At 42.5% G+C, this 24,315-nt stretch carries 15 protein-coding genes and 1 pseudogene; 1 reads left to right on the top strand and 15 read right to left on the bottom strand.

The annotated features are described in order from the left end of the window. Positions 1-67: 67 nt before the first annotated feature. Genes ACTQWB_RS04600 through ACTQWB_RS04590 form a run of 3 tightly spaced genes read right to left on the bottom strand, consistent with a single transcriptional unit; the run spans position 68 to position 2,224 of the window. Positions 68-199, bottom strand: coding sequence for a hypothetical protein (locus ACTQWB_RS04600; RefSeq protein WP_441500587.1), 132 nt, complete (start codon positions 197-199; stop codon positions 68-70). Continuing rightward, positions 162-1,517, bottom strand: coding sequence for an ATP-binding protein (locus ACTQWB_RS04595; RefSeq protein ID WP_441500586.1), 1,356 nt, complete (start codon positions 1,515-1,517; stop codon positions 162-164). Before ACTQWB_RS04595 ends, ACTQWB_RS04600 begins: the two co-directional genes overlap by 38 nt. Next, a complete protein-coding gene (locus ACTQWB_RS04590; RefSeq protein WP_441500585.1) occupies positions 1,514-2,224 on the bottom strand; it encodes a LytR/AlgR family response regulator transcription factor in 711 nt (236 codons plus the stop codon). The genes ACTQWB_RS04595 and ACTQWB_RS04590 overlap by 4 nt, the downstream gene beginning before the upstream one ends. A gap of 215 nt (positions 2,225-2,439) precedes the next feature. On the opposite strand from ACTQWB_RS04590, the pseudogene ACTQWB_RS04585 reads away from it, so the two are divergent. Next, positions 2,440-2,538 (top strand): annotated as a pseudogene (locus ACTQWB_RS04585) (DUF6783 domain-containing protein); the annotation flags it as partial. Positions 2,539-2,594: 56 nt separating this feature from the next. Here ACTQWB_RS04585 and ACTQWB_RS04580 read toward each other — a convergent pair. The 12 genes from ACTQWB_RS04580 to ACTQWB_RS04525 form a co-directional block, all read right to left on the bottom strand. Further along, a complete protein-coding gene (locus ACTQWB_RS04580) occupies positions 2,595-3,584 on the bottom strand; it encodes a guanosine polyphosphate pyrophosphohydrolase (RefSeq protein ID WP_441500584.1) in 990 nt (329 codons plus the stop codon). A 305-nt stretch (positions 3,585-3,889) separates the two neighbouring features. Then, a complete protein-coding gene (locus tag ACTQWB_RS04575) occupies positions 3,890-7,477 on the bottom strand; it encodes a family 78 glycoside hydrolase catalytic domain (protein WP_441500583.1) in 3,588 nt (1,195 codons plus the stop codon). 337 nt (positions 7,478-7,814) lie between these two features. Next, positions 7,815-8,792 (bottom strand): alpha/beta hydrolase family protein, encoded by a 978-nt coding sequence (locus tag ACTQWB_RS04570; protein ID WP_441500582.1) that lies wholly within the window; start codon positions 8,790-8,792, stop codon positions 7,815-7,817. A gap of 128 nt (positions 8,793-8,920) precedes the next feature. Next, positions 8,921-10,588 (bottom strand): alpha/beta hydrolase family protein, encoded by a 1,668-nt coding sequence (locus ACTQWB_RS04565; RefSeq protein ID WP_441500581.1) that lies wholly within the window; start codon positions 10,586-10,588, stop codon positions 8,921-8,923. Positions 10,589-10,880: 292 nt separating this feature from the next. Continuing rightward, positions 10,881-11,876 carry an Rpn family recombination-promoting nuclease/putative transposase gene (locus ACTQWB_RS04560; RefSeq protein ID WP_441500636.1) on the bottom strand — a complete coding sequence of 332 codons (996 nt, stop codon included), beginning with the start codon at positions 11,874-11,876 and terminating at the stop codon, positions 10,881-10,883. 253 nt (positions 11,877-12,129) lie between these two features. Continuing rightward, entirely contained in the window at positions 12,130-13,740 is a 1,611-nt protein-coding gene (locus tag ACTQWB_RS04555) for a nucleoside hydrolase-like domain-containing protein (RefSeq protein WP_441500580.1), read from the bottom strand. A gap of 252 nt (positions 13,741-13,992) precedes the next feature. After that, the gene (locus ACTQWB_RS04550) at positions 13,993-16,878 is read right to left on the bottom strand and encodes a glycoside hydrolase family 3 C-terminal domain-containing protein (protein WP_441500579.1); all 2,886 of its coding nucleotides are present in this window, start codon (positions 16,876-16,878) and stop codon (positions 13,993-13,995) included. Between the two features lie 83 nt (positions 16,879-16,961). After that, on the bottom strand, positions 16,962-18,278 hold the full coding sequence (locus tag ACTQWB_RS04545) for a GHKL domain-containing protein (protein ID WP_441500578.1): 1,317 nt from the start codon (positions 18,276-18,278) through the stop codon (positions 16,962-16,964). A gap of 117 nt (positions 18,279-18,395) precedes the next feature. Next, entirely contained in the window at positions 18,396-19,109 is a 714-nt protein-coding gene (locus ACTQWB_RS04540) for a LytR/AlgR family response regulator transcription factor (protein ID WP_441500577.1), read from the bottom strand. Between the two features lie 136 nt (positions 19,110-19,245). Next, positions 19,246-20,382, bottom strand: a complete 1,137-nt coding sequence (locus ACTQWB_RS04535) for a hypothetical protein (RefSeq protein ID WP_441500576.1) — start codon at positions 20,380-20,382, stop codon at positions 19,246-19,248. A 128-nt stretch (positions 20,383-20,510) separates the two neighbouring features. Continuing rightward, entirely contained in the window at positions 20,511-20,909 is a 399-nt protein-coding gene (locus ACTQWB_RS04530) for a hypothetical protein (RefSeq protein WP_187565191.1), read from the bottom strand. A 12-nt stretch (positions 20,910-20,921) separates the two neighbouring features. Further along, positions 20,922-24,026 carry a glycoside hydrolase family 3 C-terminal domain-containing protein gene (locus ACTQWB_RS04525; protein ID WP_441500575.1) on the bottom strand — a complete coding sequence of 1,035 codons (3,105 nt, stop codon included), beginning with the start codon at positions 24,024-24,026 and terminating at the stop codon, positions 20,922-20,924. Positions 24,027-24,315: the final 289 nt, after the last annotated feature.

The raw sequence follows: 24,315 nt of genomic DNA, 5'->3' as shown, positions 1-24,315 counted from the left end.
CCACTGCTTTGTATGGTTTCCACCGAATTGAAAATCGTGCTTTCTACGTGCGTCTTTTACTTTCAATTTAGCATAAAGAAACATCAGTTTCTACTTTTATTGCGTAACCTTGTATTTTTATAGCATAAACTTCAAACACATCGCCAAATATCTTGTCTAATCTAGAGTGTGCCCCCAAAATCATTCCTGCGATCTGCACGCCCCACTTTACTGACGATTTTGCCCTCTTTCAGCGGCGTGACCAGTGGAATCAGGATATTAATATTAAATACCCCATTCTCCGCCGTCACCGACATGTTCCCGTGGTAATTTTCTGTAATCATTCGAATACTCTTCAGCCCAAAGCCATGATGCGCCTTATCCTTCTTCGTCGTTTCGAAACCATCTGCCGACTCCTTCAGTTCTCCTTCGAAATAATTTTCTTCATGAATGGAGAGAAAATTCCCCCGCGTCCGAACCAGAATATTAATGGTACGCTTTTCTTCGTCTTTTAGATGGGAAACTGCAGTCACTGCATTGTCCACAATATTTCCAAACAGGGAACAGATCTCACTTTCCGATAAAAAATCCAGTTTTTCGCCCTCTGCAATACAGGTCATGTTAATTTTGTTATATTCGCAGTACAGTTTCTTCTCTGTCAGAATCGTATCAAGCACCTGGTTTCCAGTCTGGAACATGGAGTCATAAATCGTCAGTGCCTTCTGTATTTCCTGTGCTTCTTTTTCGTATGCGCTCCCCGATAACCCCTGGATCCTTTTAAACCAGTGCTTCAGATCATGGCATTTTATATTGATCAGTTCCATATTTTTCCTGGAAAGCTCGTACTGCTGCTGTTTCTGGTAAAGCAAATTCTCAAGCTGCTGTTTCTGTGCAGAAATAGAATTTCGTTTCAAGGTTCCGAACTGTACAGCCAGAAGCAGCAGACAGGCAACCATGGAAAAAGATTTCCATGCCAGAAAAATTTCCTTGGATTCTATTCCCAGCATGTTGTCCACCATATAAAATTTAAACACAGTATCAAGCATCCCCGCCGTAAACAGCAACAACAAAAGGAACCCTGGCTGAACCGTAATATGCTCCATTTCTTCCAGCTTTCTTTCCATAAAATGAAGCACCAGACATACCGCGACCAGAAGCAAGACCACATATAAACCAATAAATGCAATTCCACCGCTTATATTCAAAAATGTTTGCAAAAGAATAAACACGCTATATAAGATAATCTGGGTAATATATGCCGCTACACTGGTAAAAAAGATTTCCCTCACAGGATTTTCATAGCAGAATACCATGGTCAGCATGCTGAGCAAAAATATGATGATCACTCCCGGAATGCTTTCCCACATGGTCCTTGTGCTACTAACAATCAGTGCCGAGCCAAAGAGACAGATTCCGCTTCCTGCGATTACACGCAGCCAGAAAAAAGATTTTTTCACAAAATGCCGACACATTATAAAGCTGAATAACAGCATTTCAAATGCAAGCTCACATTTCCATATCGTGTCCCATACCGTCATGCGCTGCAGCCTCCCACGTAATCGTTTAATGCTTTCATAAAGCTTTTCTTTCTCGGATGGCTGATCTGCAGCTGAATATCTCCCAGACTTGCTATGTATCCTTCTACAGATGTTACATAGTATAAATTCACATAATAGCAGTTATTACATAATGAAAAAGTGTTCTCTGGAAGCTCTTCCATCACTTTTCTCATACTGCCATATGCCTCCACATCTTTTTCCTCCAGATGGTAGATTACTTTATGGCCTAGCACTTCCACATATTTTATGTCCCCAATAGAGGCCTTCACCAGACCATTCTTCGTTTGAATGATAAACTGTTGTTGCTCCCTGGAATGGACGTATTTCACAGCTCTTTTCATTTTCAGGTTGAAGCTATAATAATTCAATGGCTTCACAATATAGTCCATGGCATCTACTTCATAGCCGTGCACTGCATACCGTGCCATACTGGTTATAAAAATCAACGCGGCCTCTGTATTTCTTTCCCTGAATTTCCTTGCAGCCTCCAGACCATCCATATAGGGCATCTGAATATCCATAAAAACAATCTGGAAATCTGTTTTCCTCTGTTCCAGAAAATCCATGGCGTCGTGAAATTCTGAAATATGAAAGTTTTCATTTTCTTCCTTTTCAAAGGTTGCGATTGCGTCTGTTATGACTTTTCTATCTGTATCGTTATCTTCTACGACTGCGATGCGAAGCATTGTTTCCTCCTTCAAAATTGCCGTTCTCCGATAAATAGCATTTTCCAGCACATAGGTTCATGTATTGATTTCCGTATATTATCTTGTGCACAATTATAGCATTTTATCTTTTATAAATTTCATTTTAACGTAATTTGTTGTTTTTTTGCCGTGTACGGAGATATAGATGTGCACATTGCACAATTGTCCATACATGCTATGCCAACTAAAAGAGCGAAAAATATACAGCAAAGTGGGGCGTGCAGATTGCAGGAATGATTTTTTTGTGCACTCTAAAGCGTACAAAAAAGCCCTGCTGCAGCTACTCTACATAGCGTCAGCAGGACTCCCATTTTTAATTAATGTCAAACCCAAAACTAAACAAACTCTTTTAATCAATCACATCATTCTGAAACCTGGATAAATGCTCATAAGGCAAAATCAGCCGTCCACGGAACAGCCCACATCCATCATTGATCAGACTGTTGTTCACTGCGGAAAACATATTCACATCCAGATCCGCCAGTTCCAAGGAGAGAAGCCGCATTCCTCTCTCATATGCCTCATCAAAATAAACGCATTCCCCTTCCGGAATCACATCTCTTCTGGCACGCTCATCCTGTTGCCGCTTCTCATAGCCCAGATGGTTGGCTGGCCCGATTTCTGCAATGTCATCCATCTTCTGCGTACGCAGCTGTACCTCCATATAAGATCTGGAACTGTTATCGTAGAAGGTGATATGTAAGGACTGGTATCCGTACTCGCTGGTGCCACAGATATAGTCTCTGTAATAAGGCTTCACATTGTCATCCAGTAAATCCGAAGAACTTAGCTTCACACCATGGGCAGGCTCCGCTGTAAATCCCCGCTCCTCCAGAAATCCCGGCAACACATTGGCAATCTGATATAGATAACGAATGGATGCCTGCTCCTGGTCTTCCCCAGGCTTCAGATGGCATCTTGGCATACAGACTACAATCCTATATGCAATAAAATCCCGGAAACAACTTAGCTTATTTTTCAGCTCCGCTACTGGCGGATAGGTTCCTTTCTCCCGGTAATAATCATAAATGTATTCCACAATGTAGCCGTTAAATTTCTCCTCTGCCCGGATCAGCGACTTGATTCTTCCCTTAAAGGTAAAAGCAAGAAAAGGATACTCATGTGCCATATATTTATAAAATTCGCGAATTTTCTGGGACTGGGCGGTAAGGAAATCGTTATGTTCCAGCAGTTCAGTGATCTGGATCAGGAAATTACTGTGCACAAGATCAATCTCGTTGTGTGTCTTTTTGGCTTCCTTTCGCAAATCCTCTGTATATCTTTGTAAAATCTTTAAAACTGTGTCTCCTGAATATAAATAGTCGTTTAATGTAACCATAATCGTCACCTCGTCTTGCGAACATGTGTAAAAAAGTTTTTTTACGCCACCATAATGAGCGTTACCAGTATTACCTATACGTTTAATTATACATATTCTAACAGACTTTTACGATTTAGCAAGTAAAAGTTTCCACGCATTTCCACACATCCACAATCAAAATGATAACATGACTTTTGAAAGAAACAGTTTAAAATGCAGAAAAAATGCCAGGAACAGTTTTCTTCCCATTCCTGACATTTTTCTATCTTTTATCATAATAAAGTGGAGGATTTTATCTATGATAAGTTACAAAGCTTTAATAATTATGCAGCTGTTACAGTCACATTTCCATCTGCGATCTCAAAGTGATAAGTACCAGCTACCAGTTCCATCTGCTGAGTATCCATTGCATTATGTGTAGCTGCGCCAGTTGCAGTCACACCGTCGCATGCTGACACTTCACCGGATACTGGCAGGTATAAGGTTGCGGAAGTATTTGCAGGAACGGTCACATCATAGGATGTCATCACACCGTCAGCTGCGCTCCATCCACTCTTAATTGTTCCGTAAACAGATTCATAGCTTCCTTTGGCTTCTGTGAAATCTCCGCCGACAGTCGGCTGCAGGATAAAGTGCTGATATCCAGGCTGTGTTTCATCTGCTTTGATTCCAAGCTGATAAGCAACCATCCACTCATAAACAGCACCAAGTGAATAATGGTTAAAGGAGTTCATACTGTTATTTCCATTAAAACCAAGCTCGTTTGTATAGCCATTCCAACGCTCCCACATACTGGTTGCGCCCTGTGTTACCGGGTAGAGCCAGGATGCATAGTCTGTAGACTCAAACAGTTTATAAGCAGTATCGTTAAGGCCATAATCAGAAAGTGCATTCAGCAGATTTCCTGTTGCATTAAATCCAGTTGTCAAAGTATACGGAACGATTGGCATTCCATCACCATCCTCACCGGAAGCCTCTGCGATCGTTGCATTATAATTCTCCAGAACTTTTTCCAGATTCTCATCGCTCACTACATGGAAACGAAGTGGTGTAGCATAGGAAGCCTGTGTATCCTGGATTTCTCCCTTGGTGTTCTTTGTTTTTCCGGTATCCGGATCAATGAAGAACTCATTCCATGCTTCTCTTGCAGTTGCAGCAGTCTCACGGTAGCCTTCTGCTTTCTCGGTATCTCCTACCGCATCAGCAAGTACAGCTGCCTGATCCAGGCAATTGATGTAAAGTGCATTTCCAAGCATTACACCATCTGTCGGGATTCTGGAAAGGTGATCGCAAAGAGTACCAGTCTCACCAGTGAGACGTGCATCCTCTTTTTTGTCCCCGTTCTCATCCTTGTAACTCATTGGTGTGGAAGCAAGATGATCCACATATGCGTAAATGTTATCAATGTTATCTTTTACAATATCAAGCTTGCCTGTCTGCATATACAGATTGTATGGAATTGTTACCACCAGGCAGTTCCAGGTAATACCAAAGCTCTGTCCGTTATGAGGGATTTTGTCATCTGCTTCCGGATCATAGGTGACAAAAGCAGGACAATACTGTGAAGACATTCCTGTCTCTCCACAGTCTGCGCGGACAGTATCCATCCACTGACGCATGAAGTTGTAGGTGTCAGCTACATAAGAACCAGACAGTGCAAAAATCTGCGCATCGCCGGTCCATCCCATACGCTCGTCACGCTGCGGACAGTCTGTAGGAATAGAGATGTAGTTGCTTGTTGTGGAGTTTGTAATATTGGTAAATAACTGGTTCGTCAGCTCATTGGAGGACTCATATTCTGCATTTGCATCCAAAGAGGAAAGTACCTGCATTTTAATGCAATCTGCCGGAAGTTCCTGATCCAGTCCGGTGATCTCAATGTAACGATAACCATGGAAAGTCAGATCTGGTGTGAATACATTCTCGCCCTCTTTCATGGTATAGAAATCAGTTACCATTGCTGTACGGTAGTTCTCCACCATCAGCATTCCGTCTACGCCTTCATTTGTATACTCTTCCAGCTCCGGATAAAGAATCTCTGCAAAACGAACAGTTACAGTCTCACCTGGCTTTGCATATTCTTCCGGAATAGTGATTACCGGAACACCGGATACGTTTTCACCCATATCATAAATATAGGAACCGGATCCCTCTTTTGTCTCTCCAAGGGCTTCTTTTACATCGTTAGTGCGAATCACATGAACCGGATCATCATAGCGGGATACCAGCTGGTAATCTGCAAACTGTTTTCTTGTCTCGATCTCAGAAGATGCTGTCCATGCAGAATCATCATAGCCAGCCTCTGTCCAGCCATCTACAGCAGCCTCTTTGGTCGCGTCATATCTTTCGCCCTGGAAAAGGGAAGCCAGACGTACCGGACCATCATTGTAATAGGTCCAGCTTCCGTCATCTGTTACTACTACATCACTGGAGCCATCTGTATAATTTACTACCAGCTTCGCCATCAGTGCCGGCTGATCACCATAGTAGTTGTTGTTCAGGCATTCAAAAGTAGTCATACCAGTCCACCAGCCTTCGCCAAGGACAGCTCCCATTGCATTTTCACCAGTCTGAAGGTAATCTGTTACATCATAGGAATTATATGCCAGAATGGTATCATATTCTGTGGAGCCAGGATTAAACCATTCATCCGGTGCTACTTTCTGTCCATTAATATAGAAATCATAAATACCCTGTGCAGTCAGGTAAAGTCTTGCAGACTCAATCTCGGATTTCGCTTCAAAATCAGTACGAACCATTGGTGCTGCTGCATAGGATGGATCTGCATATCCAAGAGTTCCTGCATCTCCACCGTTCACTGTGATCACATTTCCATCAACAGATACACCGTCCATTCCATCGAAGATCGCATAGGTTGCGCCTGTGCCCTCATCCAGAAGGGTTCCTGTGGCATATCTGCCGCCATTTTCAATCTTATAATCAGTAAATGTAGCACTATCCCCTGCATTTGCTGCAAAACCTACAGAATTCAGGTTCGGGAAAGTGTTTCCATTTTCCATGGTATTTACGACAATATCATCGCCCACCTTGGTTCCGTCCACACTGATAGAAAGTGTACTTGCTGTACAGAAAATGTTAATGTGGTGCACATCATTTTTATTCTGGTCTGTGATCAGACCATTCATATCTTCGTCATCCTCAATTGTGAAAAATGGAGTAAACGGATCATCGTCTTTGGCATAGCCCATGCGGTAAGCATTGATCTTCGCTCCACCATTTGCACCAACACCAGACAGATCCAGTTCGACACGAACGTAGTTCTCACCTTCCTGCATCTCGCTGTTGAACACTTTATTTTCCAGACGGAAATCGTCTGCGCCAAGAATGAAGGAGGCTGCGTTGCTGCCCTCTGCCACCTGGACGTCTGCGGAAATATTGAATACAGCCTTGGATGCTGCATCCAGGGAAAGCTCTCCTGCTCCGATCCATTTCGCACCATCCCAGGAAGCTGTGGATGTGTCCATTAAACCGGTCTCAAAGGTTGCGGTCTCAGACTGAATGGCATTGTCCTGATTATCGGTCACAGTTACGTTCCAGCTATACTGTGTCGCAGGAGTAAGGCCGTTTCCTTCGTATTTGATTTCATTGGACTGGCTGCTCTCTACCACACCGGAATCCCAGACTACATTTCCTTCCGGATCCTGTACCACGATCTGGTATGCCTTCTGGGCAGCACCGATCTGGCCTGACTCCATCTGCCAGGAAAATGCCGGATTGGCTTCGTCCACACCGATAGGATTGGTACGTCCCTGGGTTTCCAGGTTTACAATTTGTGTGCTGGCTGCTGCTTCTGCCGCCTGCTCGGTTTCTTCGGCCAGTACAGAAACCGGACCGTTCCCAACCATAAGTGTCACGCACATAAATGCGGCAAGCACTCGTTTCATACTCATGAATTTCTCCTCCTTGATTCGTAATAGCTCGCAGGAAACACCTGCAATAAAATACTCTATGCCTTTTCTTTCATCATATAGGCTGCAGTTCGTCAATCACTTTCGTAATTTTCTCACTTTACTAAAATACATTGTAGCATTTTCACAGTAAAAATAATGTTTCAAACGCAAAGTGCATATATTTGTACGTAAATTGAATTTCCAATTCAAATATAGCTATGAATTTTTACTATATTGCTATAGCTATAAATTTTAGCCACACTCATACAGCCTTATTAATCTTAACATATTCCGCATCAGGCATTAGCTTTGCATCAATTTTTGAAACATTATTGTCTTACTCTCCTGCTGAATTTTTATGTCTGGACAAATAATCGCCCACAGCCTCCTGCGCTTCTGCTCTGCCATCTTCATTAAACACTTCAAATGCATGTACAGACTGTTTTCCACCAATCAGCACAAGCTCTGAGGATGAATTCTGATAAGCTTCCTCAATTGCCTGGACAGAATAGGTATAAGGAATTGTCTGATCATTTACTCCATGAATAATCAGCACATCTCCTTCATACTGCCCCAACGTTCCCATCACATCAATATCATACATATCCGTATAATACTGCGCTCCTACTTTGGTTCCGAAGTTCTCTGATTCTTCTTCACCTGTAGGTAAATCTTCTTTCGTCGGATATTGCTCATGCAGTACATCTACCACACTAAGCGCCGGATAAAGAAGCATCACACCAACAATCTCATCCTGTCTTTCCGGTGCCGTAATTCCTGTAACAAAACCACCAAAGCTTTGTCCCATAAGAAAGATCTGCTGCTGGTCACAGAAGCGCTGGCTTTCCACAAAATCAAGGACTGCATTCAGGTCGCTTTTTTCAGTAAGGCAGGACATTTCTTCGGTTGTCATACTGCTTTTGCTCTGGTCCGAACCGCCACAAAAATCATAGGCATAACAGATATATCCCAGACCAGTCACATAATTTGTCCACTGGGCTTTTTCATAAAATTCGTGGGTTACTGAACCGCCGTGGCTCATAATCACAACCGGATATGTTTTTCCTTCCTCATAATCTGCCGGATAATAAAATTTTCCATAGATGTCATTCTCTCCGTTTTTTGCCCAGGCAACTACAGATGTGCATCCATCATTCTCTTCTGTGTATCCCTCTTCCAGGGATGGGTCAGATTCTGCTTCCGCATCCGCTGATTCTGTATTTTCTGCTTCCTGGGACTCTGCCATTGCCGGCAGAGTTGTATAACCGAAAATCAACACTGTCGTTAATAATATCATCAATACTTTTTTCTTCATTTCAAAACTCCCAAAATAATATTAGCAAAATGGAGACGACCTTTCGGGGGCATCTCCAAGAATCTCCTTTGTGCAAAAAGCGGCATCACAATGGCATTTTCTTGCGACACCGCCTACAGTTCACTTTCTCATTCCTGCTTCTCCCCAATATGATTCACTGTCCTGTAAAGAAACTCTTTCACATTGTCCATGGTCATCACTGCCGGTCTATCCATCTGATAGCCGTATCCATGCCCCATTCCGCTAATTGCAGTAAGGGAACTGTTTGGATACCATTCCATATTTTCAAGAGTACGGGAAAGAATGCACTGCTGGTCATCAAGGCCTTGCACAAAAAGGACTTCCCCATCGTACGGATTGGCTTTGATTTCCTCATAATCCGGATACATGGAAGTTCCCATGTCATCTCCAAGACTTCCGGATAAAATAATCAAGCCTGCAATTTCATCTGCACGCTGGGATGCAACTACCTGGCAGGTAGCACCTCCCATACTGCCACCCATAAGATAGATGCTGTCTTTATTCACATAGCCGAGACTTTCTACATAATCCAGTGCTGATTTCACATCTCTGGAATAAGACGCTACATCTGCTGTTCCACTTTCTGTAGGGTCTCCATAGCTTCCTCTTCCACCGCTTGCTTCACTTCTGCAGTCAATGGCATAACAGATATATCCTGCTTCTGCCAGTGTGGGACAATACACCTTATCCTGGCTGTCTGCATTTCCATTCCCACCGTGGCATACGATCAATGCCGGATAGGTTTTGGTCTCGTCAAAATCAGCCGGGTAATACATTCTTCCAAATACTTTGGAACCTTCTTCTCCGCAATAGTGAACTGTGAAAGAATATTTTTCTCCAGATGCAGTGTAACCCTCTTCATCTGCCAGAAGATCTTCCTCTGTGGAAATGCTCGGTAATGACGGCATTTCATCACTGGCATTTTCTGTACGTTTCAAATAATATATTACATTTTCAATGCAGATATTGGCAGGGCTGTCAGATTGTACGCCGAATCCATGAAACGCCGTATTTATGTACACGATGGAACTTGTTTCATACCAATTCATATTTTCAAGTGTTCTGTCAACTGGAAGGGATGCATCCTGTGCGCCCTGGACAAATAAGACTTCACCATTGTGATACGGATTCTTTTTTACACTTTCATAGTCTGGAAGCATGTCTTTATTATCATCAGAAATACTTCCATATAAAACAATCATACCGGCAATCTCATCATTTCTTGCCGCAGCCACATTCTGTACCGTAACACCGCCCATACTCTGTCCCATCAGATATAAGTGGCTTTTATCTACAAACTCTTTGCTTTCCATAAGGTCCATAGCTGCATTTAGATCTTCTGAATAAGTCGCAACTGTTGCCACTCCATCCTCTGTAGGATCACTGAAAACACCGCGTCCACCTTCTGTCGCGCTGCGGCAGTCAAACGTATAGCAGACATATCCCTGCTTAGCCAACTCTGGTGCATAGCATTTATCCCAGAAATCTGCATTTACACCGCCACCGTGGTTTAATACCACAGTTGTATACTGTTTTGTGGAGTCAAAATCGGCCGGATAATAAATGCGTCCGAACGCTCTTTTTCCTGCCTCACCACACCAGGCAATTTCCATACTATAGCCATCACCTTGGATTACAGCACCCTCCTCACTGATAAGGCGATAATCTTCATTTTCTGTTGTTGCTTCTGCACTTTCGCCCCATACCGGAAGTGCACTCACTCCTGTTTGTGCCAGCATCGCTGCTGCCAGTAAAATAACCAGTTTTCTTTTCATTTGCCCTCTCCTTTTCATTCCCCAGTTTTATTTGTAGCATTCTCCTTATTAAATAATGTTGCGAACAAAACTTAATTTGTCGCTGACATCTTTAAATATTATGTATAAAATTTATCTAAAAAAGCGAATACCCGCAATGCATTTTGCATAACCTTGCACTTTTTCAGCGTAAACTAAAAAAAGAGAAATACCTCTCTTTCAAAAGAAAAGTATTTCTCTTTTTATACTCTAACTGTCAAATTTTTATATCTTTATCTCTGCTTTGTTTCCTATCAAAACTATAATTATTAAGTTAGATTTTTTTCTTCATCCTTTCGAGTTCTTGCTTTAGCTGCTGTATTTCAAGTTCCATCTGTTTCTTTTCATTTTCTGCCTTTTCTGCTCTCTTAGAAGCCTCATCTGCCCTTATCTTTTCTCTTTGTGTATTTCGTCTTTCAGCCTGGATGTCCATTTTTTCCATATTTTCAAATAAATATCCCATTCCACGACCTCCAATCTCGCCCATTAATTCTCTCGCTTCTTCACTGGGCACATTCATCTTCATTAGTAATGACCATAATATATTTTGATATATTTCCTTTATCTCTTCCGAAGCATTTCCATATATAGAATTAATCAGTTCTTCTGAAACTTTCCTAAATTCTTCATAATCCTCCGGCGTCTGTATTTTATTTATCAGCATGACCAATGCCATTTCATCACATTTTCTGCTGAGTTCTTCATTCGTATATTGATTGACACTTACTACCTGATACATAAAATCCGGAATGTATTTTTCCATCTGTTCTGCATATTCTATGCGATTTTTCAAATGAAAATCAGCAGTCCATTTTTTTGCACCTTCATAATATACAATTGGAACAATCAAAGGATACCGGAAATTTTTTCGTTTACTGACATTCTTATTCCCTTTTTCTCGTTTCTTTTTATATTCCTGCCAAATTACAGTCATATATTTAAGAAGCTGCATTGCAACATCATAGTCAATGTCGCTTTTATTCTCAATCAGAGAAATCACATATACTTCACTTTCCTCAGTGCTGTCTTGCCGACGAATATGCACTTTCTTAATCGTATCAGACTCATATTCGACACCCAGAAACGCCCGATATTTCCTAGATACATCCTCAATATCCTCTGGGTTCACATTTGCAAACAGGGGAATATTTGTGTAGTTTCTCAAAAACTGACTGGTCAGTTTATCATTTTTGAATATTTCTCTGCTGTTTACATCTTTCGTATGCAGTTCAGGATGGTAGATCGTATCTTTTTTTCTTTTGTTCTGCATCATTTTTCCCATTGTTCCTCCCTATCGAAAACATGGCACAGATCAAAAGATATTTACAAATTTATAGTAACATGGCATAACTTAGATTACAAGAAACATTTTCAGTTCAGGAATATCACCTTCTCGACCATCACATTAATAGCAAAAAATCCAATAGTTTTGCATTACTAATCATTGGATTTCTATTAATTTAAAAAGAGAAATACCCCTCTTTCAAAAGAAAAGTATTTCTCTTTTATCTTCTAAAATTCAATTAAGCTACGGTAACCATAACCTGTGCATATCTTGTCATTACCGCATCCGCATTGTCCTGAACCTTCAGTGTGAGGCAGAAGCAGTCACCGGAAGCTGCATCTTCTGGAATTGTGAAAGAACCTTCCGCACTGTCCTGGGTCCAGTTGTAAATAGTTTCATCTTTTCCACTATATACACCGCCAGTTGGCTCTGTTGTCCACACAGCTGTGCAATCATCCCCATCCGAATCAGATACGGTTGCAGCGAAGGAAACTGTCTCTCCTGGTGCTGCAGTGAAGTCTTTTTCTTCCATTTCTACAACTGGTGCATGATTGCAATTTTCGTAAGTATTTACACACCAGTCAGCACGTGCTGCCCACTCAAGCTGGAGATCCAGTAAGAATGGATTGTATTTCTCGATATTGTTTGTTTCCGGATTCACATACTGGGTAGGAACTACGCCGCCAGATAATGTGGACAGATAACCTGCATCTTCACCATTTGCTTTTGTATAAGAATATCTTCCGCCATAGCTTCCGAATGCACCATTTTCAAATCCACGGAGTCCGCAGGAATACAGGCCGATAATACTGCTGCTGTCTCCCTCTGCAATGAAATCATAGTCATTGTATTCTTTATCGTATACGGTATTGGTTTCCCCAAACTGGAATCTGTCTTCTTCATTTTCAAGATGCTGTCCATCATTTACCAGTTTATATAAGCCCATCAAAGAACCATGGTCAAATTTGATATTCTCTTTCAGCCAGTCTGCCTGGAAAGTATACAAAGCATCTGCCTGTCCGTTAATTGCAGTGGAATATCCGGCATACCCGCAGTTACCATGTGCCAGTACAAGATCCGGGTATTTATCTGCAATATAATCATCAAATGTGAAATCCTGTCCATTTCCGCTGATCAGAACTTTATCACATACCTTCTGGTAAATTTCATCCCACTGGTCTGTCTCAGAATATTCCTCATAAATGGAGAGTAATGCTCTTGCTACCGTATTAAATCCGCCCCAGTTAAGGATGAAAAGGTTTCTTTCATCATCATCCAGAATCGCTTCTTTGATCAGGTTGGAACCTTCTGTATCTTCTCTTACATCTCCTTCAAACTGCACATTTCCAATCTTGGTAATGCTGGTCAGATAATCCGGTGTAGGATATCCTTCCGCATTCTGGGAAAGATATTCATATGCTTCTGCATACTCATTATTCCAGAGATTGGAAAGCCAGTCCAGTGGCTGGGCACGGAATTCTTTCATATCCAGGGCTCCTTCTTCGCGGTTCTGGATATGGTCGTTTACTTCTTTCTGGGTATGTTCCCCGTCTCCGGTAAAGTGACAGAAGGATCCGGATACAACGATTCCAGCCAGATCAATCTCGTTAAAAAACAGGCTCTGGTGAATAAAGGAATTCATGTCATCTATTTCCAAGTCTGAGGTGATGATAACACGTGGTTTCCCATCCTCACCAAGACGGATGCGTTTCTCCTGCGGAGTTGTAAGCACCTCTCTTTCAGCCAGCTGTTCATCTATTGGCTTTACGATTCTTCCAGCCTGTACCTGTGCAGCTGTGCCAAACACCATAACGCCGATTAAAGCCAGTGCCATTATTCTTTTCTTCATAGCCATAATTCTCCTTTTCCATGATTACAAACTTCAAGAATATTTTCTATTTCTGTATGAATCATAACACATGATTTTTCTCTCAAGTTAACCAATTATGACTATTTTATGGTTCGAAACTGACTTTTTAATTTGTCAGTTTTCGTGATTACTCATATCTTTTTATATACCCAAATGTCGAAAATTGGCTTGGAATGTCTAAAAGGCGCCTCCCCATTTCACTGGGAAAGCGCCTCTCTTAAATCTGAAAACCTATTTATTTTCTGTTTTTTCTTCTTCCACTACGATCACAACCGCGTTTTTTTTCCTGCATCTTCTGATTACCAGAAGCACACTGCCGATGATGATCACAGCCATCACTACATCAAATGCGATCAGCCAGTACTGCCACAGTGGAAGCACTTTCTTAACTACCACATTCTCATCGATTCCATTCATTGCAGAGCTGTTTACAACTGTGTAAAGAATGTCATGGGAAGCATTTCGAAGAGCTGTTACTAAGGTTGCATTGCCAGATACATCTCCCATTTTATAAACATCGGAATCTGTATTCAGCCACAGGTCAGTTCCTGCCTGAAGACCTGCATCAATGAACATATAACCGTCGTTTGCAGAAGCGTAGTCGGTTACGATAATACCGTGGAAGCCCCACTCATTTCCAAGGACATTGGTGATCAGTTCTTTGCTTGCACCGCACCAGATACCGCCGATACCGTTGAATGCAGCCATCATACCATGGCAGTCAGCATCCTTTACAGCCATTTCAAATGGTGTCAGATACAGCTCACGAAGTGCCTGCTCAGTAGTAAATGTAGAAATACCATAACGTCTCTGTTCCTGGTCATTCAGTACCAGATGCTTCAGATAGCAGTACATTCCCTTACTCTGTGCACCGGAAACTTCGTTTGCACACATTGCCCCTGCAAGGTAAGTATCCTCAGAATAATACTCGAAGTTACGTCCGCCAAGCGGTGTTCTGTGGGTTCCTGCACCAGGTGCATACCAGCCCTGTACATTTACAGAAAGTCCGTCCTCACCGATACATTTACCAAATTCAAGTGCCAGATCTTTGTTCCATGTGGCTGCAAGAAGTTCCTGATTTGGATATCCCATGCAGTCTACATCACTCATGATCAGCTCACCGGAAATACCTGCAGGGCCATCCTGGTCACTGGACATTGGCTTGCTGATGCTGTCGATTGCCATTGTCTGCCATCCACCAAGACGAACCATTTCTACCATCTCATCTACAGTCAGGCAGTCCAGGATTGCATCCCAGCCTTCGTCATCATAATCTTTTCCACGCATGGTGATCAGGTTGATGTTATCACCGGAACCGGTTGTCGGCATCTCTGCGTTCGGATCATCCTGATAAATGTTATTCTGGCTTAACTGTACGAATTCATCGGTTGCTTCCGCATTGTATCTGCCTTTTTCTCCTGGCTCGCCGTAAATGGTCGGCCATGTTCCTGTCCAGTCATTTCTGGTCAGATATACATATGAATCGTCATAAGTCTGAATGTTTCCATAATCAAACTGATTTGTGATCTCATTGCCTGTTGTGGCATCTTTTGCATAGGTTGTGTTGTCAAATTCTTTCTGCTCGTAAGTTCCAACTAGGGAATCATCTCCCTCTGCATCCATGCCGTCTGCAGTTGTGTAACCTTTTGCAGCAAGAATATTGTTCAGTGCCTGATGGCAGTCATCACCGATTGCAAAATAGTATGTACCATCATCTACAATGTAAGTTTTTGCATTCTTATAATCATATGCGCGAAGAGTTTCTTTTGGAATATCTACGCTTACTGTCTCGCTTTCTCCAGGTGCGATCTCACCTGTTTTTGTAAATCCGCAAAGCTCAACAGCTGATTTTTCAACCAGATTTTCTCTGTCATAATCGGTGTATGGAGACTGGAAATAAACCTCAACAACATCTTTTCCAGCTACATCACCGTTGTTTGTAACGGTTACCTGTGCAGTGAAATTGTCTCCGTTTTCTGTCAGGGAGAAGTCACTGTAACCAAACTGTGTATAGGAAATTCCATATCCAAACGGGTACTGAACCTGTTTGGTATAATCATATTCACTGTCTGCTGTGGAAGCATTTCCCTGTCCAAGGACAGTGTCCTCATAACGAGTTTCATAGTAACGGTATCCTACATAAATGCTTTCACCATATACGGTATAAGCGTTCTTCGGACCGTTTTCTTCGTTGTTTGTGTTTGTCCATTCACCATACTCAAAGATCTGAGTTGCCGGTGCGCTCATTGCATCATATGCATAGGTATCAACCAGACGTCCGGATGGATTTACCTCTCCTGTCAGTGCTTTTGCGATAGAAGTGATACCTTCCTGTCCTGGATATCCAACCCACATGCAGCCTTTAATATTCGGGAAAAATCTGGAATCAGACCATCCCATTTCGATGGCATTTGCTGTATTCAGCATTACGATTACATCGTCGAAATTATCGTTTGCATATTTGACAAGTGACATTTCTGCGTCAGAAAGAGAGAGCTGATCTTCGGTAAGATCCTGTGCCTCTGCTCCGTTTCTGGAGATTACCACAATTGCAGCATCATTGTATTCTTTTACAGAATCTGCTACGGAATCCAGATAAGTAGATGGATCTTCCTCTTTTCCTACACGGGACTCAGATTTCTCATAGACAGAATACAGATCTGGGTTTACCTGGAAGCCTTCTGCCTCAAGTGCGTCCTTCAGGCTGGTTGTTTTTGTGGTATCAATGGCTCCAGAACCAAGTCCGCTGTATACAAATTTCGCAGAACCAAGTCCGAAAAGACTGATCTTTTTGCCGCTTTCCAGAGGCAGTACATTGTCCTGGTTTCTCATAAGGACGATACCCTCTGCTACCAGCTGTTTGCTGAATTCGGTCTCGTGATCTACCAGTTCATCATGGCTGGCATAATCACTTTTAAAGTACTCATTGTCACCACTTCCATCACCTGTGGTGGTAACCTTTGTTGTTGTGTGTCCAAGTGAACGGGTAATGATTGTGGTATATTTCATTGCGAAATAGTTACCAACCAGAACCGCGATCAGAAGGATTGCAAGAACGGTTCCCCAGATTCCTGCAAAGGCTTTGTTGCCCATTCGCTTTTTGGCTTTCTTCTCCATGTTTTTTCCTCTCCTTTTTTATTTATGGTAAATTATAGCAAAAGAAAAAGCCCTCGCAAGGGCTTTGGAATGAACCGTCATTTTCATGACATGATCGGTAATAGTATAGTCAGAACGAAGTTTCCATCCTGTACACGGACACTGACAGTTCCCTGATATTTCTCCACAATTGACTTGATACTGCGGATTCCGATTCCATGATTTTCTTTGTCTGCTTTGCTGGTAAGGGGCAGACCGTTCTTCATTTTCAGCTCCCCTTCAAAGGAGTTTTCCACCTGAATCACTGCAAAAAGATCTTTTTTCCACACCCGTACACCAATGCTTTTGTATTGGTCCTTGTCACGTTTTTCCACGCTTTCTACAGCATTATCAAGAGCATTTCCCATGACTGTAAACAGATCAACTACATCCATAAATTCCAATAATTTTCCGTCTGCCACACAGGTCCAGTCAATATGATGTACCTTACAATACAGTCCTTTTTCCATTAATATTGTATCCAACGCTTCGTTTCCGGTATGTACATCACTGTCATAAACCTGAATCATATCCTGAACTTCTTCTATGAAATTTCTGCGTCTCTGGGAATGGCTTTCTGTCTGGATCAGTGCCTCGATCTGATGCTTCATGTCGTGACATTTGCGGGTGATCATAGCGATATTTTCACGGGACATTTCGTACTGAAGCTGACGCTGTGTCCACAGGTTTTTATTCTCGGATAGGGTCTGCTGGATACGAAGTTCACGCTGCAAAATACTTTCCAACGCCAGCACAAGAACACAGGCTCCAAGTGCATAAATCTGATTTAAGCGGAACAATTTTATATATTCTTTGTTTGCTGTTCCAACTCCAATTACATCAATGGTGGTACTTTTCACCAGTACACTTAGTACCAGAACAATTGTTAGCACTGTAACAGCCATGATCGCAGCATTAGCCTTACTCACATGATAATGCCCCTGATCTGGAAGCTTTCTCGCTATTAAAAAGGTCCCCAGAAAATATACGCCTGCAAACATTCCCCAGTATCTTATTCCAGAAAATTCTGGAATAATCCCCTGATAAAATACTACAATAAAAAGAGAAGAGGCTGTATGCTGAAGCAATGCACCACAGGAAGCTGCCATAACAGCGTCTTTCCACGTGATCTCACAGCAAAAAAAACATATGGCAATTATTAATGCAAAAATAAAAACAAACCATACCCAATTATATACATTCGTAATATCTGTAAAATATGGATAAATGATCAAGCTTGCCGCAAACAGTACCCCTACGCTGATTACAACCCGAATCCAGAAATGATTTCTTTTTTTCAAAAAAATGAAGAAGCAAAAAGATGCCGCCAACATCTCTATGCAATAGGAAAAGCCATCCATTCCCTGCAGCCAATTTTCCATTTTTCTCTCCTGTCCTGCCTAATTAATTTCACTTAGTATCTTTACAATTATTGTCTATTGAACCATTATCTAATAAGCATCCTTAGAACTACTATTCATTCTATGAACAATAACGTTTTAGATACTTTGCATATCTCCGATATAATCCGCCACAGCCTCTGTAAATGCTTTCTTTCGTGCCCTGCTTACCTGTAACTGCTCATTTCCTACAAGTGCCATCCCATCATGCACACTCCGCACATGACGCAGATTTACCAGATAACATTTATTACACTTATAAAAACCGTTCTCTTCAAGAACAGACTCTACATCCTTCAATACGCCTCTTGTAGAAAAATCCCCATCCTCTGTGTGAAAGATCAGCAGATGCTGTACCACTTCTACATACTGGATATGGGAAAGCTGTAACCGATGAGTCGTAGTACCTGTTTTTATGGTAATGCTCTTATCTTTTTTCTTTTCCGCAAGACGTTTTACCTTATCCATTTTTACAGAAAAGGCTTCGTATTTTACTGGTTTCAGTACATAGTCAAGAGCCTGAACCTGGTAGCCCCGGATGGCGTATTTCGCCATATTTGTTATAAAAATCAGAATGACTTCTTCATCCATTTCCCGGATTTTCTCGGCTGCTTTCATGCCATCCATTTCCGGCATTTCCACATCCAGAAAGATCACATCATAGCACGGGCGGTACTGTTCCAGGAGCTTACTTCCATCTGTATATTCTGCTATTTCTATCTGCGTATTTTTTTCTGTTTCATATTGTTTTAAAAAGGATTGAAGACGTTCCCGATCCTTTGGATTATCCTCTGCAATTGCCACCCTCAACATAGCAAATCCCCCATAATATTTCTTTTTACGCGAAAAAGGTGCCCCATGGCAAAGGCACCCTTTTCGCTGCAGCACCTCAGTTACCGAAATGCTGTATATAAAATTTTAAGTGTAAGCTTATCTTTAAATCAGATAATTATTTCTCAATCGGAACCCAGATGTTCTGCTCGATTGCTTTGTCAAGGATTGCAGGTGTATCTCCAGCCATGAAGCCAGTCTTATCCTCTTCTACCTTGTACTCTTTTCCATCATAGGTTGTCTTTGTCATCTGGTCATCACCGTAGAAGTTACACTCAAGATAGAACTCTGTGTGATCTTTGTTTGTAGATACTGTGCAAACAAGGTCTGCCTGGATGTCTTCGATTGTATACTCTACTACTGTGTACTCGTCATAGTCTTTGTTTGGCTCGAACTGTGCTTCTGCCGGAAGGTCTGCTGCTGTAGCTGCTGCTCCGTCTGTAGCTGCTGCATCTGTAGCTGCTGCATCATCAGCTGCGTCTGCTCCATTATCGAAGTATACCCAAAGATCCTGCTCAAGAGCTTTGTCAAGAATTGCCGGTGTATCTCCAGCCATGAAGCCTGTCTTATCTTCTTCTACTTTGTACTCTTTTCCGTCATAGGTTGTCTTTGTCATCTGGTCATCGCCATAGAAGTTGCACTCAAGATAGAACTCGCTGTCATCTTCTTTTGCGGATACTGTGCAAACAAGGTCTGCCTGGATGTCTTCGATTGTGTACTCTACTACTGTCCATTTGTCGTAGTCTTTGTTAGCCTCGAACTGTGGCTCAGCCGGAAGCTTGTCCTCTGTTACACCTTTGATTTCTTTTGCGTCGTCTGCTTTAGCGTCGTCTGCTGCTGCATCGTCAGCTGCTGCGCCATCACCGATTGCTACCCATACGTTCTGGTCGATTGCTTTCTGAAGGATTGCAGGTGTATCTCCAGCCATGAAGCCTGTCTTATCCTCTTCTACTTTGAACTCTTTTCCATCATAAGTAGTTCTTGTCATCTGGTCGTCACCATAGAAGTTGCACTCAAGATAGAACTCGCTGTTGTCTTCTTTTGCAGATACTGTGCAAACAAGATCAGCCTGGATGTCTTCGATTGTATACTCAACTACTGTGTATTTGTCGTAGTCTTTGTTTGGCTCGAACTGTGCCTCTGCCGGAAGATCTGCCTCTGTTGCAGTAGCTGCCTCTGCGAATACAGAAACGGTTGCTGCCATAGATGCTGCCATAGATGCTGCAAGTACAAGTGCTAAAACTTTTTTCTTCATGATTTTCTCTCCTTTTCTATTGTAACTGCATGCCGCGCAGTTAACTTCTTACATCTTCATCCTGGAAACAGGTCGCCTACGCGCCTGTTCCCAGTGACTGTAGCTAAACTTTTATTTCCAGATATTTCTTATTCTGCTTCTTTAGCTACCGGCAGGAAAGATGCTACGATATTAATGATCATACCAACTACTGCCAGGCTGCAGAAGATAATAAAGCTCATGATTGTGTCAATTCCGTCCAGTCCGGATACTACATAACCGATCTGGTTTACCATTACGGAAGCGCTCCATACTGCTGCGCTTGCCATTAATACTGCATTTACAACCGGGATAAATCCGGTGATCACTTTGTTGAAACCAACCAGTACAAAGGAAAGTACCGCAAGGACGATTGCTGCTGCCAGGAAATAATATACTGGCTGGAAAGTATACATTACTTTGCCATAGTAAATTGCTTCTACAATGGCGATAATGCCTGCTACAAGCGTCAGATACAGTCCGATTGATTTTTTTGTCTTATTCATCATCCGCACCTCCGATTACGCTTCTTTTTTAGGTTTAATGGTTTTCAGGATCGTCATGATCAGGAACAGGATTGTCAGTACAGCGAATGCTGCTTCTGCGCCAACCAGTGCATTCTGATACCAGGTTCTTACAGCCTGGATCTCAGTTGTGGAACTGATTCCGTTCATTGCATTACTCTGTACCAGCTGATACAGGAAGTATTTCAGATTCTTCTTCATCATCTGCTGGAAGTTTACATCCTTCTCGATTGCTTTCTTGGAATCTGCCATAGCACCGATTGTAGAAGTATCATATGCGGAAGATGTCAGTGTTCCACCGCCGCCTGCTGCTGTAACGTCTCTCCAGTTCATGTAGTCTGCACCGTTGATCATATCGGTTACAAACCATCCCTGGTAACCCCACTCACCTCTTGCAATGTTGTCAAGAAGGTTCTTGTAAGCACCTACGAAAGAAGTACCTGCACGGTTAAATGCTGTCATAACACCCTGTGCATTGTTGTTACTCATGCACATCATAAATCCACGAAGCTCATTTTCACGGGCTGCCTGCTCTGTCATGAATGTAGACAGACCGGAACGGTTTGCTTCCTGATGGTTAAATGCGAAATGCTTCGGCTCTGACATGGTTCCTTTGTTCTTGCATCCGATTGCAAAAGCATTTCCCATGTTAGCTGTAAGGACGGAATCCTCTGAATAATACTCATGGTTACGTCCGCAATAAACTGTTCTGTGAAGGTTCAGACCTGGTGCAAAGATAGAACTCTCATTTGCCCACAGACCATCTTCTCCGAGAAGCTCACCTTCTCTTTCAACAAGCTCTTTGTTGAAGGTTGCTGCAACGATCGGCTCTGTCGGCATGGTTGCCATACGGTAAGTAGCCTTATCGTCTGTTTCTTCAGTGTAGTAGTCTTCATCAGAAAGGTCTTTGGACCATCTTACGAAGTAACCGCCAACCTGGTCACCGGTGTATCCCAGAGGACCATCGTTTGCATAAACTCTTGCAAGCTGGATGGAATCGATATTCTCAAAGTCATCACCTGCTTTTTCAATAAACTGGATTGCCTCATCAAGAGTAACCTCATCCAGAAGCTGATCCCACATCGGATCATCGAAGTCGATTGCCCCGGCATAGTTGCCGTTTTCATCAAGCTTCATCATGTCAATCAGTTTCAGACCATTGTCTGCACCCCAGGTAATGCCATTGCCATCACCGTCATTTTCGGTAAGCTCATACAGCTGATCAGTAAGACCAACCATCATAGCATCTGTAGGTGTGATAGCCTCTACAAGCTCCCAGCCCTTGGACCAGTCAGATCTTGTAGTATACTCAACTGTGTTCTCAATCAGATTGTTGATGTTCATATCCTGCAGCTCATTCTGAACGCCAGTGGAATAGGTCTCAATATCTGTATCTGCAAGATTCCATTTGATTGCATTGTCTGCATTGATCTCGTCTGTCTCAGCAATTTTTACAAGTCCATCTTCATTTCCGTTCTTGTTTGCCAGAACATTGTTCAGAGCCTCATGTGCACCGTTACCAATTGCGAAATAATAATCGCCGGCTTCCAGTGACCATGCACCCTGTGTTCCGTCTGCTTTCACAGCTTCCTCATCATAGCTTGCCATGTAAAGAGGATCAAATTCGATGGTTACTTCTTCGGAAGCACCTGGCTCAAGAACCTGTGTTTTTCCATATCCGATCAGCTGGATAGCAGATTTCTCAAGGCCGCCCTCTGTATATGGAGACTGTACATACAGCTGAACTACAGATTTACCAGCAACGTCACCTGTGTTGGTTACGTTAACCTTAGCTGTTGCAGTTCCACCAACCTGTACATCTACAGATTCAAGCTTCTGCTCAAATGTGGTATAGGAAAGTCCATATCCAAATGGATAGCTTACTTCCTCTGCATAGTTCCATGCATCACCGCTTGAAGAACCTTCTGTGGTGTCTGCATTTCCCTGTCCCAGAACTTCGTCTTCGTATCTTGTCTCATAGTATTTGTAACCGGTGTAGATTCCTTCGGATTCTACCAGATACCAGTCACCTTTGTTTTCCTCTGTAAGAACTGCATCAGAACCAGCCTGGGAATTGTTAGTGTAAAGATATACACCATAATTTACCATTGCCGGAGCAGATGTGGAATTTACTGCATATGTGTCAGAGATGTGACCAGATGGGTTCACCTCACCGGAAAGAACATCTGCTACACCAAGGAATCCGTTTGCACCTGGCTCGCCAGCCCATACGATTGCACCGATTCCATCATCGTTCTTCAGGTCGTCGATCTCAACCGGGTTGTTTGTGTTAAGAAGAACTACAACCTTTGTGCTGTGCTGTTTCGCAAGCTCGATCATAGCTTTCTCATTATCGGAAAGTGCCAGAGGACGCTCGTAGCTGTCTTCCTCATTTGCGCTTGTCATGTTCGGGTTATAGTCAGAAGCCTCTGAACTATCACGGGAAATCACAACCAGTGCAACTGTGTCGTCTGCTGATTTCAGAACGTCATCATCATAAATGCTCTCCGGTGCTTCGCCAACGTTATAAGCTGCCGGATTCTCATACATGGTTCCAAAAGATGGCTGTAAGGAATGTCCATTCTTTCTGCCATATGTACCGTTTACATCTTCGCTGCTGTACAGATCCAGCATATCCTGATTCAGTGAGAAGCCCTTCTCGGTCAGTGCGGTCTGGATATCATACTGCTTCTGACCTGCTTCCGCATCGATGGAAACAGAGGATCCGATCATACCACCCAGAGTAGGATTAATGGAGTTTAATCCCCAAAGGGTGACCTTGTCAGAAGAAGTATCAAGAGGAAGGGTTGTATCTTCATTTTTGAATAATACAGTTCCTTCAGATGCGATCTCTGCTGCGAGAGCATCTTTTGCTGCGATTACCTCATCAAGGCTTGAGAACTCAGATTTGAAATAAGTGGAATCTGTTTTCTCTCCGTTACTGGTATCTACGACCTTGTAGCTGGAAACTCCAAGACGTGTATTGATGAATGCCGCATTGGCATCCACGATAGCCGATGCGCCCACGGTCACTGCAAGAAGACTGGCTGATACAGATGTAAGTCCTCTCCACAGACCTGCGGACTTTTTCTTGTTGCTCATAAGCTCCCTCCTTTTATCATTTGCACCACCTCGGCATATTTGGACAGCCGTCCTTTCCATTTATGCCTGGGTGTTGCGTAAGCTTATCTTTTATGGTAGTACTATAACAGATTTTACCGTTCACGGTACATTTCTTGCGCAGACTGTCAATTTTCATACGCAAATTGCAGCCGCTTTTGTCTATTTTACCAAAAATCTTGCTTATTTTTTGGTAGTATAGCACAAAAGCAATTGGTAATGTTGTCCAATCGTGACAGATTTCTATTCAATAATGACATGTTAAGCAAAT

Origin of the sequence: Blautia sp. HCP3S3_H10_2, assembly GCF_052122375.1 — a bacterium.
In the GTDB taxonomy this organism is placed as follows: Bacteria; Bacillota; Clostridia; order Lachnospirales; family Lachnospiraceae; genus Blautia_A.
The sequence above is the reverse complement of the archived record's forward strand: the minus strand, read 5'-3'. Positions and strand labels throughout refer to the sequence as shown.